This is a genomic window from Catellatospora methionotrophica (assembly GCF_011297335.1).
GTDB lineage: Bacteria > Actinomycetota > Actinomycetes > Mycobacteriales > Micromonosporaceae > Catellatospora > Catellatospora methionotrophica.
Genome location: NZ_JAAOTJ010000019.1, coordinates 118,499 through 134,212 on the forward strand (window position 1 = coordinate 118,499; position 15,714 = coordinate 134,212).

The following is a 15,714-nucleotide window of genomic DNA, read 5'->3' on the forward strand; positions in this document are numbered from 1 at the left end:
AAACAATGCAGTAACCGACACGGCAACAGGAGGCGGACAGATGGCGCGCGGCGACAGGGAGAAGGTCTCACAGGCTCCGGCGCAGGTCGCCGAGCAGCCGTCGGACGTGCGCAACGTGGTGGTGGTCGGGCACGCCGGCAGCGGTAAGACGACGCTGGTCGAGGCGCTGCTCGCCGCGACCTCGACGATCAGCCGCGCGGGTACGGTCGCCGAGGGCACCACGGTCACCGACCACGACCCGGCCGCCGTCAAGCAGCAGCGCTCCGTCGCGCTGGCCTGCGCGCCGCTCACCCACCAGGGCGTCAAGGTCAACCTGCTGGACACCCCCGGCTACGCCGACTTCGTGGGCGAGCTGCGCGCGGGCCTGCGCGCCGCCGACGCGGCCCTGTTCGTGGTCAGCGCCTGGGACGGCATGGACGCCGCGACGGCCACCCTCTGGGACGAGTGCGCCGCGGTCGGCATGCCGCGCGCCGTGGCGATCACCCGGCTGGACCACCCGCGGGCCGACTTCGACGAGGCCGTCGCGCTGTGCCAGCGGGTCTTCGGCGAGGAGGTGCAGCCGCTGTACCTGCCCATGCACGGCGACGACGGCCAGTCCGTGGAGGGCCTGATCGGCCTGATCTCGCAGCAGGTGTACGACTACTCGAACGGCTACCCGCCCCAGGTGCGCCAGCCCGACGCCGAGCACCTGCCCGCGATCGAGGAGTCCCGCGGCGAGCTGATCGAGGGCATCATCGCCGAGAGCGAGGACGAGACCCTGATGGACCGGTACCTCGCCGGTGAGGTCATCGACCCCCAGGTGCTCATCGACGACCTGGAGAAGGCCGTCGCCCGCGGCCACTTCCACCCGGTGGTGCCGGTGTGCGCCGAGACCGGCGTCGGCCTGGACGCGCTGCTGGAGCTGCTGACCCGGGCCTTCCCGACCCCGCTGGAGCACCCGCTGCCCGCCGTCACCAGCGTCGACGGCTCGCCCCGCGACGCCCTCGACTGCGACCCGGACGGCCCGCTGGTGGCCGAGGTGGTCAAGACGACCATCGACCCGTACGTGGGCCGGGTCAGCCTGGTCCGCGTCTTCTCCGGCACGCTGCGCCCGGACACCCCCGTACACGTCAGCGGCCACGGCCTGGCCGAGCGCGGCCACCCCGACCACGACGCCGACGAGCGCGTGCTGCACGTCTACTCCCCGCTGGGCGCGAACCTGCGCGAGGTCGGCAAGTGCGTGGCCGGTGACATCTGCGCGGTCACCAAGTCCACCGCCGCCGAGACCGGCGACACCATCTCCGGCAAGGACAAGCCGCTGCTGGTGGCCCCGTGGTCGATGCCCGAGCCGCTGCTGCCGGTCGCCGTGGTGCCCAAGACCCGCTCCGACGAGGACGCGCTCGCCAAGAACCTGGCCAAGCTGGTCGCGGGCGACCCGACGCTGCGCCTGGAGCGCAACCCGGAGACCCACCAGCTCGTGCTGTGGTGCATGGGCGAGGCACACGCCGACGTGGTCCTGGACCGGCTGCGCGCGGGCGGCGTCGACCTGTCCACCGAGCCCGCGAAGGTCGCGCTGCGCGAGGCGTTCGCCGCCCCGGCCGCCGGGCAGGGCCGCCACGTCAAGCAGTCCGGCGGGCACGGCCAGTACGCCGTCTGCGCGATCCAGCTCGAACCGCTGCCGCGCGGCACCGGCATCGAGTTCGTCGACAAGATCGTGGGCGGGGCCATCCCGCACAACTACATCCCCAGCGTCGAGAAGGGGGTACGCGCGCAGGCCGAGAAGGGCATCGTCGCCGGTTATCCCGTGGTCGACTTCCGGGTGACCCTGGTCGACGGCAAGGCGCACAGCGTCGACTCCTCCGACGCGGCGTTCCAGACCGCCGGCAGCATGGCTCTGAAGGACGCCGCCGAGAAGGCGCAGATCACGCTGCTGGAGCCGGTCGACGAGGTGGTCGTCACGGTGCCGGACACGGCCGTCGGCGCGGTGATGAGCGACCTGTCCGGCCGCCGGGGCCGGGTGCTCGGCTCCGCATCCGACCCGGGCGGCGCCGACCGTACCCAGGTCCGCGCCGAGGTGCCCGCCGTCGAACTGCTGCGCTACCTGGTCGACCTGCGCTCGATGACCGCCGGCGCGGGCACCTTCACCCGCGAGTTCGCCCGCTACGAGCCCATGCCCAGCCACCTCGCCGACCAGGCCCGCAAAGACCACACCCCAACCCGCTGACCGGGCCTACGCCGGCACCCCACCACGGCACCGCATTTCGCGCCAGCCCGCGCCGCCGCCCACCCAACCGCATAGACGTTGGCCTATCTGGATGACTTTTCGATGATCGAACTCATCCAGATAGGCCAACGTCTATGGCAAGCGGGTCAGGTGGCGGCGGGGTGGCCGGCGGCGAGGAGTTCGGAGACGGTCACGAGTTCGTAGCCGCGGGTGCGGAGCTCGGTGACGATGCCCTTGAGGTTGGCGATGCAGACCAGGCGGTCGTCGGGGCCGGTGTCGTGGGCCAGCACGATCGCGCCGGGGCGGGCCTGCTCGGCGGTGTCGGCCACGATGCCCTCGGGGTGGTCCACGAACAGGTTCTCGCGCATCCGCTGCGACCACATGACCACGTCGTAGCCGAACTCCTCGGCGACGGTCAGCGTGGTGCCCGCGAGGTGGCCCCACGGCGGGCGCAGCAGCGTCGGCGCGCGGCCGACGTGTTCGCCGATCGCGTCGTGGCAGCGGCGCAGCTGGTCGCGTACGGCCTTCTCGTCGCGCTGGGCCAGGTCCTTGTGCGCCCACGTGTGGTTGCCGACCTCGTGGCGGGCGTAGCGGCCCTTGACCAGGGTGGCGTTGCGCACCAGCCGCTCGCCGACGACGAAGAACGTGGCCTTGGCGCCGAGTTCGTCCAGGGCGTCGAGCACGCGCGGCGTCCACTCCGGCTCGGGCCCGTCGTCGAAGGTCAGCGCGATCTGCCGCCGGTCGGTGGTGACATGCCACAGCACGCGTACCGCGCCTTTGTGCCAGCCCAGCTCGTTGCCCGCGGGGGCGTATCCGCCGTCGATCGGCAGCCGGTCCGGGCCGAACAGTGCGCGCACCTTCGGCACGGCTACGGCGGCGGCCGCACCGACCCCGCCCGCGGCCAGCATGCGCACCATGTCGCGCCGAGAAACCATGATGGACCCCCGTCCCCCGCCTCCACCGCGCCGAGGGGCCGGGCGGTGGCAGACGGGCCGTCTACGCCGATGGTGACGTGCGAGGGCCCCTTCCTGGTTCCCTTTGCGCGATCACGTCACAATGCGTGACGGTGGACGGGCCCGCGCGCTTCGTGCGCACGGGCCCGCACGGGTCACCAGACCAGGCAGAACGGGTGGCCGACCGGGTCGGCGTACACCCGCCAGTTGTCGCCGCCACCGGCCAGCCGGGTCCCGCCGAGGGCGAGCACCTGCGCCTCGGCCGCGTCGACGTCGGCGACCTCGACGTCGAGGTGGTACTGCTGCGGGTGGGCCGGGTCAGGCCACTGCGGGGCCCGGTAGTCGGCGATCTCCTGGAAGATCACCGGCAGGCGGCCCTCGGTGGAGATCATCGCGCCGCCCTCCCCCTCCCAGGTGACCGGCAGCCCGAGCAGTTCGCTGTAGAAGCGGGCGAGCGGCCCGGCCGACGCGCAGTCGATCGCGACGTCGGCGAAGGTGGTGCTGTCGACCTCACCCAGGCAGAGGCAGAACGGGTGACCGGCCGGGTCGGCCAGCACGGCGTAGTTCTCGTCGCCACGCGGCAGGCGGGTCGCGCCGAGCTTGACGGCGTGCTCGATCGCCGCGGCCAGGTCGGGCACGCGCAGGTCCAGATGCATCTGCTGCGGGTATGCCGGGTCGGGCCAGCGCGGCGGCACGAGGTCGGGCGCGGACTGGAAGCCGAGACGGGTGCCGTCGGCGGCCTTGAGCGTGATCCATTCGTCGTCGGCGTAGTGCTCGTGCAGCCCGGCCAGCTCGGTGTAGAAGGCGGCCAGGCTCTTGATGTCGGGTGCGTCGAGCACGACGGTACGCAGGGTGCCAATCATGGCAACCATCCTTCCGCAGGGGTCTGACAGCACCGGGATACCCGCGCCGGCGCGCCGCCACGCGGCATCAGGACGGCCAGGCCTCGCGGAGCAGGTCGCGGGTGTCGGTGAGCAGCTGCGGGAGGGCCTTGGTACGGGCGACCACGGGCAGGAAGTTGTTGTCTCCGCCCCACCGGGGCACGACGTGCTGGTGCAGGTGCGCGGCGATGCCCGCGCCCGCCGCGTGGCCCTGGTTGAGGCCGATGTTGAACCCGTGCGCGTTGGAGACCTGGCGGACCACCCGCATCGCCGTCTTGGTGAACGCGGCCAGCTCGGCGGTCTCGGCGGCGTCGAGCTCCGGGTAGTCGTCGATGTGCCGGTAGGGGCAGATCAGCAGGTGCCCCGGGTTGTACGGGAACCGGTTGAGCACCGCGTACACGGACTCACCGCGCGCGACGACGAGCCCGTCGGGGTCGGTGACCGGCGCGACACAGAACGGGCACTCGGTGGACTGGGGACCGCTGACGTACGCCATGCGCCAGGGTGTCCAGAGCCGTTCGAGGCCGTCCGGGTCGGGCGTGCTCATGCCCGCGCCCCCACGGTCCGGGCCGGGTCCGTGGCGAGCACGGACCCGGTTCCGTTCGTACGCACGCTCACGCCGCCTCGGCGGCGGACGGGCCGGTGTTGACGCGCGAGCGCACGATCTCGGTCACGTGGGCGACGGCCTCGTCGAGGCTGACGCCGTTGCGCTGCGAGCCGTCGCGGTAGCGGAAGGACACCGTGCCGTCGGCCAGGTCCTGGTCACCGACGATCGCCATGAACGGGATCTTCTGCTGCTGCGCGGTACGGATCTTCTTCTGCATGCGCTCGTCGGAGCTGTCGACCTCGGCCCGGATGCCCGCCTTGCGCAGCTTGGCCACGAAGTCGTACAGGTAGGCCGTGTGGCCCGCCTCGTCGTCGGAGCGGATCGGGATGCCGACCACCTGGATCGGGGCCAGCCACGCCGGGAACGCGCCCGCGTAGTGCTCGGTGAGCACGCCGATGAACCGCTCGATCGAGCCGAACTTGGCGCAGTGGATCATGACGGGCTGCTGCCGGGTGCCGTCGGCCGCCTGGTACTCCAGCTCGAAGCCCTTGGGCTGGTTGAAGTCGTACTGGATGGTCGACATCTGCCAGGTGCGGCCGATGGCGTCCTTGGCCTGCACGGAGATCTTCGGGCCGTAGAAGGCCGCGCCGCCCGGGTCCGGCACCAGGGTCAGCCCGGTCTCCAGGGCGCACTGCTCCAGCACCGCGGTCGCGGTCACCCAGTCCTGCTCCGAGCCGACGAACTTCTCCGGCTTGCTGTCGTCGCGCGTCGACAGCTCCAGGTAGAAGTCGGTGATGCCGAAGTCGGAGAGCAGGCCGAGCACGAAGTCGAGCAGGTGCTTGATCTCCGACGCCGCCTGCTCCTTGGTGACGTAGGAGTGCGAGTCGTCCTGGGTGAAGCCGCGCACCCGGGTCAGGCCGTGGATCACGCCCGACTTCTCGAACCGGTACACCGAGCCGAACTCGAACAACCGGATCGGCAGCTCGCGGTACGAACGCCCGCGCGCCTTGTAGATCAGGTTGTGCATCGGGCAGTTCATGGCCTTGAGGTAGTAGTCGCTGCCCTCCATGTCCATCGGCGGGAACATGGTGTCCTTGTAGTAGGGCAGGTGGCCCGAGGTGTGGAAGAGGCCTTCCTTGGTGATGTGCGGCGTGCCGACGTACTGGAAGCCCTCCTCGATGTGGCGGGCGCGGACGTAGTCCTCCATCTCGCGCTTGATCACACCGCCCTTGGGGTGGAAGACCGCCAGGCCCGAGCCGATCTCGTCGGGGAAGCTGAACAGGTCGAGGTCGCTGCCCAGCTTGCGGTGGTCGCGGCGGGCCGCCTCCTCCAGCAGCTTCAGGTAGTCCTTGAGCTGGTCGCGGGTCGGCCACGCGGTGCCGTACACCCGCTGGAGCTGGGGGTTCTTCTCCGAGCCGCGCCAGTATGCCGCCGCGGAGCGCATCAGCTTGAACGCGCCGATCAGGCGGGTCGACGGCAGGTGCGGGCCGCGGCACAGGTCGCCCCAGCAGCGCTCGCCCGTCTTGGCGTCGAGGTTGTCGTAGATCGTCAGCTCGCCGCCGCCGACCTCCATGACGTCGTCGCCCGCGTCGCCCTTGATGTCGACCAGTTCGAGCTTGAACGGCTCATCCTTCAGCTCGGCCTTGGCCTCGTCCAGGGTCTCGAAGCGGCGGCGCTGGAAGCGCTGACCCGACTTGACGATCTCCTGCATCCGCTTCTCGATCTTGTCCAGGTCGTCCGGGTGGAACGGCTTGGGCACCGAGAAGTCGTAGTAGAAGCCGTTGTCGATCGGCGGGCCGATGCCGAGCTTGGCCTCGGGGAAGATGTCCTGGACCGCCTGGGCGAGCACGTGCGCCGTGGAGTGGCGCAGCACGTCGAGGCCGTCCTTGCTGTCGATGCTGACCGGCTCGACCGCGGTGTCGACGGCGGGCGACCAGTCCAGGTCGCGCAGGCGGCCCTCGGGGTCGCGGACCACCACGATCGCCTTGGGGCCGTGCACCGGCAGGCCTGCCTCGGCGATCGCCTCCGCGCCCGTCGTCCCGGCCCGGACGACGACGGGGTCGGCCTGCGGCGGGCTGATCGAAACGCTCACGGTGATCTCCTCAAGGCTCCTGCAGCGGTTTGTCCGGCTCCGGCCATGCTATCGGGCGTGCCGATCATGCCGGTTACCGGTTCCGTCCGCCTGCGGTTCATCCGCAAGCTCCTTTCACGGAGGCTTCGACGGCGTTAGATTGACGCCATGGCGAGCGTTGACCTGGCTAGAACCCTCGATCGTCGGTATCAGACCTACTTCGCGCAACGCGCGGCGGTGCCGTTCGCGGTCCGCAACGGCGACGGCGCGCCGCCCCGCGTCCTGGGCGTCGGCGACCCGGCCTTCACCATCGTGATCAGCGACCCGCGCGGCGCGAAGGCCCTGGCCGGGCTCGACCAGTTCCAGATCGGCGTGTCCTATCTGCGGGGCTGGCTCGACATCGAGGGCGACCTGATGGCCGCGCTGAAGGTGCGCGGCATGTTCCACGACCGGCATCCGATCGCGTGGCTGGCCCGGTTCGCCCCGGCGCTGCGGATGGGCGGGGCCGAGCACGACCGCCGGGCGATCTCGTCGCACTACGACAACGAGTCCGAGTTCTTCCTGACCTTCATGGACTCCCGGCACCGCTGCTACACCCAGGGCGTGTTCGCCCGCGACGACGAGCCGCTGGAAGACGCGATGACCCGCAAGATGGAGCTGGCGCTCGACGCGCTCAAGGTCTCCCCCGGCGACCACATCCTGGAGGTCGGCGGCGGCTGGGGCGCGTTCGCCGAGTTCGCCGCGCGGCGCGGGGTGCACGTGACCACGCTGACGCTGGCGGAGGAGTCCGAGCGCTACCTGTCCGACCTGTTCGCCCGCGAGCAGCTGCCCGCCACCGTGGTGCGTCGCCACCTGCTGCGTTACGAGGCGCCGCGCCGATACGACGCGATCGTCAACATGGGCGTCACCGAGCACCTGCCCAACTACGCCGCCACCCTGCGCAAGTACGCCGAACTGGTCAAACCGGGCGGCCATGTCTACCTGGACGCGCTGGCGATGCGGGCCAAGCACCGCGTGTCGACGTTCATGAGCCGCTACATCTATCCGGGCAAGTCCTCGCCGCTGGTGCTGCACGCCTACCTGCGCCAGGTCGCGCGCTCGCCGTTCGAGCTGATCAGCGTCGACGACGACCGGCACAACTACCACCTGACCTGCGCGGAGTGGGCGCGGCGGCTCGACGCGGCCCGCGAGGACGTGGTCCGGCGCTGGGGCGACCCGCTCTACCGCCGGTTCCGGCTGTTCCTGTGGGGTTCGGCGGCCAGCTTCGACACCGGCCTGGTGCAGGCGTACCGCTGGGTGCTGCGGCGACCCTGACCGGTTCGGCCCGGTCAGGCCCGCTCTGCGCGGTACCGTCTGGAGGTGTCACCAGACCTCACGCTCGGGGTCCTGTCGCCGTTCCTCGGGGGCTGGTACTACGGCGGCGTGCTGGCGGGGATCGCGCGCGCCGCGGCGGAGGCGGGCGCGGGGACCATCGCGATCCAGACCCTCGACGCGGGCACCGAGCACATCGAGGTCACCGAGCCGCCCGAGCTGACGTACCCGGTCGCGTGGCAGCACGTGTCCGGGTTCGTGGTGGTGCTGCAGGCGGTGACCCACCGGTACCTGCACCTGTTCGCCGAGACCGGGCGGCCGTTCGTGTCCGTCAGCCACGAACTGCACGACCTGGACTACCCGGTGGTCATGCCGGACAACCGGACCGGCGTCACCGAGGCCGTGGACCACCTGGTCGCGCACGGGCACCGCCGGATCGCCTTCGCCGGGCGGCTGGAGACCGACGACATCAGGCAGCGGTACGAGGCGTACCGCGACGCGCTCGCCGTGCACGGCATCGAGCCCGACCCGGGGCTGCTGTTCGCCGCACCGACCAACCAGGTCGACGGCGGCGAGCACGCCGCGGCGCGCATGCTCGCCGCCGGAATGCCCTCGACCGCGGTCATCGCCGGGACGGACGACAACGCCACCGGCATCATGCACACGCTGGCCGCCGCCGGATTGCGGCTGCCCGCGGACCAGGCCGTGATCGGCTTCGACGACCTGCGCTCCAGCGCGTACCTGATCCCCCGGCTGACCACGGTGCGCCAGCCCACCGAGATGGTCGGCCGGGCTGCCGTGACGGCGCTGCTCGACCTCATCGGCGGCGCCGCCGCACCGCCACCGCCGCGCATCCTCGTGCCCACCTCGCTCATCGTGCGCGAGTCCTGCGGGTGCAGCGGCGACGTGGCCTTGCACGCCGACACCGACCCGCCCGCGCCGCACCGCCATCTGGCCGACCTCATCGCCACCACCGTCTCGCCGGTGCACGGCGCGCTGTCGGCGGCCGACGCCGCCGACCTCGTGCACGCCGCTCAGACGGTGGCCCGCGCCGTGCAGGACGATGCCGCCGACGGGGCGCGGCCCGGCTGCCGGGAGGTCCGGCTGGCCCTGGAACTGCTGCTGCGGCTGTCCGGCGGGCGGCCCGAGGCGCTGTACGAGATCGCGCAGTTGATCCGCGACTACGGCCAGCCGGCCAACGGGGTGCTGCTGATCCTCATGGAGATGCGCGGCCGGACCCTGTTCCGGGACAGCTCCCTGCTGCGCGAGACGCTGAGCGCGCAGTACGAGGTCGGCATGGAACTGCTGCGCGGGCACCGGGAACCGGCCCGGCTGGAGTGGATGCGCCGCACCTGGGTCCGGGGCGGCTGCGTGGGGCTCTGGGCCGGCGGCCTGCCCCCGTCGCTGGCCGACGCCACCCTGGAGATCAGCGGCCGGTTCCTGCCCGGCGAGGCGCCGGAGGCAGAGCCGTCCGTACCGGTCAGCGCGTTCCCGCCGCCGTGGATCCGGGAGCTGGCCGACCCGGCCGCCGACCTCATCGTCTTCGTCGTGCCGGTCAAGGGCGGGGCCAGCGACTGGGGTTTCCTCGCCGTGGTGGACACGGTCTCCACCGGCGGCTCGACCGGCCGGGAGCCGTTCAACCAGTGGGCCGCCCTGCTGGCGGTGGCGCTGGACCGGCAGGCGCTGCTCAAGGAGTCGCTGCGGCAGAAGGAGCAGCTGCGCATCGCGGCCCTGTACGACGAGCTCACCGGCCTGCCCAACCGGTCGCTGTTCCTCGACCGGCTGCGCCAGGCGATCCGGCAGTCGCGGCGGCGCGGCGGGCGGCCGTTCGGGGTGCTGTTCCTCGACCTCGACGGGTTCAAGGTGGTCAACGACAGCCTCGGCCACTCCGCCGGGGACCGGCTGCTCAAGCAGGTCGCCAAGCGCATCAAGTCGACGCTGCGCGAGTCCGACACCGTCGCCCGCTTCGGCGGTGACGAGTTCCTGGTGCTGCTCGACGACATCACCGCCCCGCACACCCCCGCCCAGGTCGCCGAGCGCCTGCACGGGGTGCTCGCGCAGCCGTTCCAGCTGCACGGACAGGACGTGGTGGTCACCGCCAGCATCGGCATCACGATGAGCAGCCGGCGCTACAGCAACGCCGAGGACCTGCTCCGCGACGCCGACATCGCGATGTACTCGGCCAAGTCCCGGCACAAGGGCCGCCACGCCGTGTTCGACGTGGCGATGCACGCCAAAGCGGTGACCCGGCTGCAGATCGAGACCGAACTGCGCCAGGCGCTCGACAGCGGCGAGTTCGAGGTGCACTACCAGCCGATCGTGGCGCTGCGCTCCGGGCGCACCAAGGGCTTCGAGGCCCTGATCCGCTGGCGGCACCCGCTGCGCGGGCTGCTGTCACCGGGCGCGTTCCTGCCGGTCGCCGAGGAGACCGGCCTGATCATCCCGATCGGCAGCTGGGTCGTCGACGAGTGCTGCCGCCAACTCGCCGCCTGGTACGCCGCCGGAGTCGCCACGCCCGGCCTGTCCGTCGCGGTCAACGTGTCCAACCGGCAGTTCTGGAGCGGCAACGTCATCGACGACATCACCGGCGCGCTCGACCGGCACCGTCCCCCGGCCGGCAGCCTCGCCGTGGAGATCACCGAGGGCGTGGTGATGGAGAACGTCGCCCCCGCCCGCGACATCCTGCACACCCTGCACGACCTCGGCTGCCAGCTGCACATCGACGACTTCGGCACCGGATACTCCTCATTGGAGGCGCTGCACCGGCTGCCGATCGACGCACTGAAGATCGACCGGTCGTTCGTCTGGCAGATCGACACCGACCGGCGCAGCGGCGAGCTGGTGCGGACCATCGTCCTGATGGGACGCAACCTGTCGCTGGACCTGATCGCCGAGGGCATCGAGACCCCCCGGCAGCGCGACTTCCTGATCCGCATGGGCTGCGGGTACGGCCAGGGCTTCCTGTTCTCCCGGCCGGTGCCCGCCGACGTGGCCTGCACGCTGCTCGGCGAGCCCGCCTAGACTTCCGATCATGTGGCTGTTCCTGACCCTGTTCTCGGTCGCCGCGCTGAGCCTCGCCCTGTGGTGGCGCTGGCGGCAGTCGTCGCGCCCCGCCTCCGGTCCTGGCGGCACGCGCCCGGCGGGCAAGCGCCCCACCGGCAAGCGCCCGCCCGGCCGGCCCACCGCCCAGAAGAAGACCCCCGCGCCCGCGGGCGGGCCGCAGCCCGGCGAGATCTGGTGGGCCGACGTGCCGTTCGAGGACGGGCCGGGTTCGAAGGTGCGCCCGTGCGTGGTGCTGCGCGCCAAGGGCGGGGCGTACGAGATCCTGAAGATCACCAGTCAGGACCAGAGCCACCGCAGCGACCACATCGAGATCGCCACGAAGTCCTGGGACGCCGACGCTGACCACAACAGCTACCTGGACCTCAGCGACCCGATCACGATCACCCCGGCCGCCTTCTCCAACCGCGCCGGCGCCCTGGACACCCCCACCTGGCGCAAGGTCAAAGCCCTCCACAACGCCTGACCGCCCTGGGCGCTCGCGGGTGACGCGCCGCGACCCCGATTTACATAGACGCTGGCCTATTACGTCGAGTTTGATCTGCTTTTTTTCGATGTAATAGGCCAGCGTCTATGCCGGGAAGGGGCCGGGCGGGAAGGGGCGGGCGAGATGCGCCGGGCGGGTCAGGAGGCGGTGTAGGTGTCGATCTCGGTGAGGAGGGTCGACTTGACCTGGGCCGGGGCGAAGGAGTGGTGCACGGCCTGGCGGGCCAGGTCGGCGACGCCGGTGGTGTCCAGGTCGAGAAGGCGGGCGGCTACCTCGTACTCGTTGTTGAGGGTGGTGCCGAACATGGGCGGGTCGTCGGAGTTGATGCTCACCGGGACGCCCGCGGCCACGATCGCGGCGAGCGGGTGCTCGGCCAGGTCGGCGACCGCGCGGGTACGCAGGTTCGAGGTGGGGCACACCTCCAGCGGGATCGCGTGCTCGGCGAGGTGGGCCAGCAGTTCCGGGTCCTGCGCGGCGAAGATGCCGTGGCCGATGCGTTCCGCGCCGAGGTCGCGGAGCGCGTCCCAGACGGTCTGCGCGCCGGTGGTCTCCCCCGCGTGCGGGACGCTGTGCAGGCCGGCCGCGCGGGCGGCGTCGAAGTACGGCTTGAACTGGGGCCGGGGCACGCCGATCTCGGGTCCGCCGAGGCCGAAGCTGATCAGCCCGTCGGGGCGCTGGTCCAGGGCGATGCGCAGGGTCTGCTCGGCGGCGGGCAGCCCGGCCTCGCCGGGGATGTCGAAGCACCACCGCAGGACCAGGCCGAGTTCCTTCTCCGCCGCGATACGCGCGTCCTCGATGGCCTCGCAGAAGGCCTCGGCCGGGATGCCCCGGTTGACGCTGGAGTACGGCGTGACGGTCAGCTCGGCGTAGCGCACCTGCTGGGCGGCGAGGTCACGGGCGACGCCGTAGGTCAGGGTGCGTACGTCCTCGGCGTCGCGGATGAGGTCGACGACGCTGAGGTAGACCTCGACGAAGTGCGCGAAGTCGGTGAAGGTGAAGTATTCGGCGAGCAGCGCGGGGTCGGCCGGGACCGGGCTGCGGCCCTCGTGCCGGGCGGCCAGCTCGGCCACGATGCGAGGGGAGGCCGAACCGACGTGGTGCACGTGCAGTTCGGCCTTCGGCAGTCCCGCCACGAAGCTCGCAAGATCGTCCTTAGCCATGCGGGCACTTTACCTTCCGGCCCCGGTCACGAGGCCGCTGCGGTGCGGTGGCCCACGGCGAACACGCGGCGGAACGGGAAGTCGACCACGTCCCCGTCGGCGGGGTAGGCCTGGCGCAGTACGGGTTCCAGGTCCGCGCAGTACGCCTCCCACGCGCCGGTCTCCCCGGCCAGCGCGGCGCGGACCGGCCGCAGCGCGGTGGCGGTGATCCAGGTGAGCACCGGGTGCGGGCCGTCGGTGACGGGCAGCTGGTGCACGTACGTGGTCTCCCAGGTGTCGGCGGCGCAGCCGGCTTCGCGCAGCAGGCGGGCGTACTGCTGCGGTCCGGGCACCGATCGCGGCTGCGCGCCGATCCCGCCGAGCAGCGGGGCCCAGCGTGATGTGAGACACAGTTCGAGCAGCGCCCGGTGGGCCGGATTGTCGTGGTTGCCGGGGACCTGCAGCGCCAGCCACCCGCCCGGCCGCAGCGCCCGCGCCCACCTGCCGACGAGTTCCTCCTGACCGGGCACCCACTGCAGGACCGCGTTGGTGACGATCACGTCGACCTCCGGCCCCGGCAGGTAGTCGGCCACGTCGCCGACCCGATAGGACACCGGGCCGGTGCCGCCCTGGTCGGCCAGCGCCTTGTCGATCATCTCGGGCGACGAGTCGATGCCGCTGATCCGCGCCCCCGGCCAGCGCGCGGCCAGGGTGGCGGTGAGGTTGCCGGGTCCGCAGCCGAGGTCGACGACCTGGCGGGGCCGCTCGGCCCCGACGCGGGCCACCAGGTCGTGGAACGGTCGGCCGCGGTCGTCGGCGAAGCGCAGGTAGGTCTCGGGGTTCCACATCGCAGGGCCTCCAGCTCACCAAACCGTACGTACGTCTTGGTTTGAAGATAGCCTGGTGCCAGCGCGTCCGCAACCGGGAACAGCATCGAGCCCCGCATACAGGGCATGATGCGGGGCTCGACACGCTCCGCGGGCCCACAGGCCGCACGGAACGACAAACGGGCCGGTGTACACCGGCCCGTCAGGGTCAGACGACGACCGCCGGAGCGCGTGGCTCCGGTGGCGTCACCTTAGGAAGATCAGAGCGGGCGAACCGCGTCGGCCTGGGGGCCCTTGGCGCCCTGGACGATCTCGAACTCGACGCGCTGGTTCTCCTCGAGGCTGCGGAAGCCGCTGGCCTGGATCGCAGAGAAGTGCACGAAGACGTCAGCGCCACCACCGTCGACGGAGATGAAGCCGAAGCCCTTGTCGGCGTTGAACCACTTAACGGTTCCCTGAGCCATTTTCACCATTTCCTTGCACAAACTGAACCGCGCCGCACACCTCGTGCGGGGGCTGGCCACTGAGTAGCGGCAACCGGCGGTCCTCACTTCTCAGGGAGGGCAACGCGAGCAGACCACGTACACAAAAACCAGGGGCCAGTGTAGCCCACAACACCGCGCCTTGGGGAGGGGGATGATCGTCATTACAGGTTCCGGGGTGGTTTCCGAATCGTTACGAACCTTACTGTTGTCAGCGCTGGACAGTTCGAGACCGAAAGCGCTTGCATGGCTTGCGTCACCTTGCGGTAGTCCGGTTCCAGGGGGCTTCGCTCCGACAAGCTCACGAGGAGGAAACTCCATGGCATCCAACAGACAGCGGCGTCTGCTCGCCTTCTCCGGTGCGGTCGTCATGGCTCTCACGGTCGCGGCCTGCGGCGGAGAGTCCGACAACACGGCCAACGACAAGCTCGACACCCCCGAGTGCGCCGCCTACAAGGACTACACGGGCATCGCCGGCGAGACCGTCACCATCTACTCCCCGATCCGCGACGCGGAGGCAGGGCTGCTCGAGCAGGCCTGGAAGCCGTTCGCGGACTGCACCGGCGTGAAGATCGAGTACGAGGGCAGCGGCGAGTTCGAGGCGCAGCTGAAGGTCCGCGTCGAGGGCGGCGACGCCCCCGACCTCGCCTTCATCCCCCAGCCCGGTCTGCTGGAGTTCTTCGCCAAGGGCGGCAAGCTCAAGGCCGCCGGCGACAAGACCAAGACCATGGCCACGCAGAACTTCTCACCCGACTGGCTCAAGTACGGCACCGTCAACGGCACGCTGTACGGCGCACCGCTGGGCGCCAACGTGAAGTCGTTCGTGTGGTACTCGCCCAGCCTGTTCAAGGAGAAGGGCTGGACCGTCCCGACCACGTGGGACGAGATGATCCAGCTCAGCGACAAGATGGTCGCCGCCAAGATCAAGCCTTGGTGCGCGGGCATCGGCTCGCAGGACGCGACCGGCTGGCCGGCCACGGACTGGATCGAGGACGTGCTGCTGCGCGAGCAGGGGCCCGACGTGTACGACCAGTGGGTCACGCACGCCATCCCGTTCAACGACCCGAAGATCGTCGCGGCGACCGACCGGGTGGGCTCGATCCTCAAGAACGAGAACTACGTCAACGGCGGCATCGGCGGCGTGAAGTCCATCGCCACCACCACCTTCCAGGACGGCGGCCTGCCGGTCGTCCAGAAGAAGTGCGGCATGCACCGCCAGGCCTCGTTCTACGCCAACCAGTGGCCGAAGGGCACCAAGGTGGCCCAGGACGGCGACGCGTTCGCCTTCTACCTGCCGCCGATCGACCCGGCCAAGGGCAAGCCGGTGCTGGGCGGCGGCGAGTTCGTCGGCGCGTTCAGCGACAGCGCGGCCGTGCAGTCGGTGCAGACCTACCTGGCCAGCCCCGACTTCGCCAACAGCCGCGCCAAGCTGAACAACTGGATCTCCGCCAACAAGGGCCTGGACGTGGCGAACGTGTCCAACCCGATCGACAAGGTGGCGGTCGGCATCCTGCAGGACAGCGGGGCGGTCTTCCGCTTCGACGGTTCCGACCTGATGCCCGCCGCCGTCGGCGCGAACTCCTTCTGGAAGGGCATGACCAACTGGATCAACGGCACCGACACCAAGGCCACCCTCGACTTCATCGAGGGCACCTGGCCCAAGTGAGCCGGTAGTTGATCTCTCTACGCCGTGTGGGTCCCGATCCGGGGCTCACACGGCGTAGTCTTCCTCCCGACCGGTGCCCGAGGAGAT

General features: G+C 70.9%; 12 protein-coding genes. 5 read left to right on the plus strand and 7 right to left on the minus strand.

Annotation, left to right across the window (positions count from 1 at the left end; genetic code table 11):
- Positions 1 to 40: 40 nt before the first annotated feature.
- Positions 41 to 2,203 carry an elongation factor G-like protein EF-G2 gene (locus HAV40_RS30910; protein ID WP_166387503.1) on the plus strand — a complete coding sequence of 721 codons (2,163 nt, stop codon included), beginning with the start codon at positions 41 to 43 and terminating at the stop codon, positions 2,201 to 2,203.
- Between the two features lie 146 nt (positions 2,204 to 2,349).
- Here the strand turns inward: HAV40_RS30910 and HAV40_RS30915 are convergent, their stop codons facing one another.
- From HAV40_RS30915 to thrS, 4 genes are all read right to left on the minus strand, one after another.
- On the minus strand, positions 2,350 to 3,138 hold the full coding sequence (locus HAV40_RS30915) for a polysaccharide deacetylase family protein (protein ID WP_239086860.1): 789 nt from the start codon (positions 3,136 to 3,138) through the stop codon (positions 2,350 to 2,352).
- A gap of 173 nt (positions 3,139 to 3,311) precedes the next feature.
- Positions 3,312 to 4,019 (minus strand): VOC family protein, encoded by a 708-nt coding sequence (locus tag HAV40_RS30920; RefSeq protein ID WP_166387505.1) that lies wholly within the window; start codon positions 4,017 to 4,019, stop codon positions 3,312 to 3,314.
- Between the two features lie 67 nt (positions 4,020 to 4,086).
- Positions 4,087 to 4,584: an HIT family protein gene (locus tag HAV40_RS30925; protein WP_166387507.1), complete on the minus strand. Its 498-nt coding sequence runs from the start codon at positions 4,582 to 4,584 to the stop codon at positions 4,087 to 4,089.
- Positions 4,585 to 4,651: 67 nt separating this feature from the next.
- Complete coding sequence (gene thrS, locus HAV40_RS30930) at positions 4,652 to 6,676, minus strand: threonine--tRNA ligase (RefSeq protein WP_166387509.1); 2,025 nt, start codon at positions 6,674 to 6,676, stop codon at positions 4,652 to 4,654.
- Between the two features lie 147 nt (positions 6,677 to 6,823).
- Between thrS and HAV40_RS30935 the strand changes: the two genes are divergently transcribed.
- The 3 genes from HAV40_RS30935 to HAV40_RS30945 are packed head-to-tail and all read left to right on the plus strand — an operon-like array spanning position 6,824 to position 11,492.
- A complete protein-coding gene (locus HAV40_RS30935) occupies positions 6,824 to 7,969 on the plus strand; it encodes a class I SAM-dependent methyltransferase (RefSeq protein WP_166387511.1) in 1,146 nt (381 codons plus the stop codon).
- Between the two features lie 45 nt (positions 7,970 to 8,014).
- A complete protein-coding gene (locus HAV40_RS30940) occupies positions 8,015 to 10,987 on the plus strand; it encodes an EAL domain-containing protein (protein WP_166387513.1) in 2,973 nt (990 codons plus the stop codon).
- A gap of 10 nt (positions 10,988 to 10,997) precedes the next feature.
- A complete protein-coding gene (locus HAV40_RS30945; RefSeq protein WP_166387515.1) occupies positions 10,998 to 11,492 on the plus strand; it encodes a type II toxin-antitoxin system PemK/MazF family toxin in 495 nt (164 codons plus the stop codon).
- 158 nt (positions 11,493 to 11,650) lie between these two features.
- Here HAV40_RS30945 and HAV40_RS30950 read toward each other — a convergent pair whose 3' ends face one another.
- From HAV40_RS30950 to HAV40_RS30960, 3 genes are all read right to left on the minus strand, one after another.
- On the minus strand, positions 11,651 to 12,673 hold the full coding sequence (locus HAV40_RS30950; protein ID WP_166387518.1) for an adenosine deaminase: 1,023 nt from the start codon (positions 12,671 to 12,673) through the stop codon (positions 11,651 to 11,653).
- Between the two features lie 26 nt (positions 12,674 to 12,699).
- On the minus strand, positions 12,700 to 13,500 hold the full coding sequence (locus tag HAV40_RS30955; RefSeq protein ID WP_166387520.1) for a trans-aconitate 2-methyltransferase: 801 nt from the start codon (positions 13,498 to 13,500) through the stop codon (positions 12,700 to 12,702).
- Between the two features lie 239 nt (positions 13,501 to 13,739).
- Positions 13,740 to 13,943, minus strand: coding sequence for a cold-shock protein (locus tag HAV40_RS30960; RefSeq protein ID WP_120320032.1), 204 nt, complete (start codon positions 13,941 to 13,943; stop codon positions 13,740 to 13,742).
- A gap of 337 nt (positions 13,944 to 14,280) precedes the next feature.
- Here HAV40_RS30960 and HAV40_RS30965 point away from each other — a divergent pair, with 337 nt between their 5' ends.
- Positions 14,281 to 15,627 carry an ABC transporter substrate-binding protein gene (locus HAV40_RS30965; protein WP_166387522.1) on the plus strand — a complete coding sequence of 449 codons (1,347 nt, stop codon included), beginning with the start codon at positions 14,281 to 14,283 and terminating at the stop codon, positions 15,625 to 15,627.
- Positions 15,628 to 15,714 lie beyond the last annotated feature (87 nt).

What these genes read in the sequence shown, in the direction of transcription:
- HAV40_RS30920 (WP_166387505.1), bottom strand. Translation starts at nt 4,019, where the DNA reads ATGATTGGCACCCTGCGTACCGTCGTGCTCGACGCACCCGACATCAAG.
- HAV40_RS30925 (WP_166387507.1), bottom strand. Translation starts at nt 4,584, where the DNA reads ATGAGCACGCCCGACCCGGACGGCCTCGAACGGCTCTGGACACCCTGG.
- HAV40_RS30910 (WP_166387503.1), top strand. Translation starts at nt 41, where the DNA reads ATGGCGCGCGGCGACAGGGAGAAGGTCTCACAGGCTCCGGCGCAGGTC.
- HAV40_RS30945 (WP_166387515.1), top strand. Translation starts at nt 10,998, where the DNA reads ATGTGGCTGTTCCTGACCCTGTTCTCGGTCGCCGCGCTGAGCCTCGCC.
- HAV40_RS30955 (WP_166387520.1), bottom strand. Translation starts at nt 13,500, where the DNA reads ATGTGGAACCCCGAGACCTACCTGCGCTTCGCCGACGACCGCGGCCGA.
- HAV40_RS30950 (WP_166387518.1), bottom strand. Translation starts at nt 12,673, where the DNA reads ATGGCTAAGGACGATCTTGCGAGCTTCGTGGCGGGACTGCCGAAGGCC.
- HAV40_RS30935 (WP_166387511.1), top strand. Translation starts at nt 6,824, where the DNA reads ATGGCGAGCGTTGACCTGGCTAGAACCCTCGATCGTCGGTATCAGACC.
- HAV40_RS30915 (WP_239086860.1), bottom strand. Translation starts at nt 3,138, where the DNA reads ATGGTTTCTCGGCGCGACATGGTGCGCATGCTGGCCGCGGGCGGGGTC.
- HAV40_RS30965 (WP_166387522.1), top strand. Translation starts at nt 14,281, where the DNA reads ATGGCATCCAACAGACAGCGGCGTCTGCTCGCCTTCTCCGGTGCGGTC.
- HAV40_RS30960 (WP_120320032.1), bottom strand. Translation starts at nt 13,943, where the DNA reads ATGGCTCAGGGAACCGTTAAGTGGTTCAACGCCGACAAGGGCTTCGGC.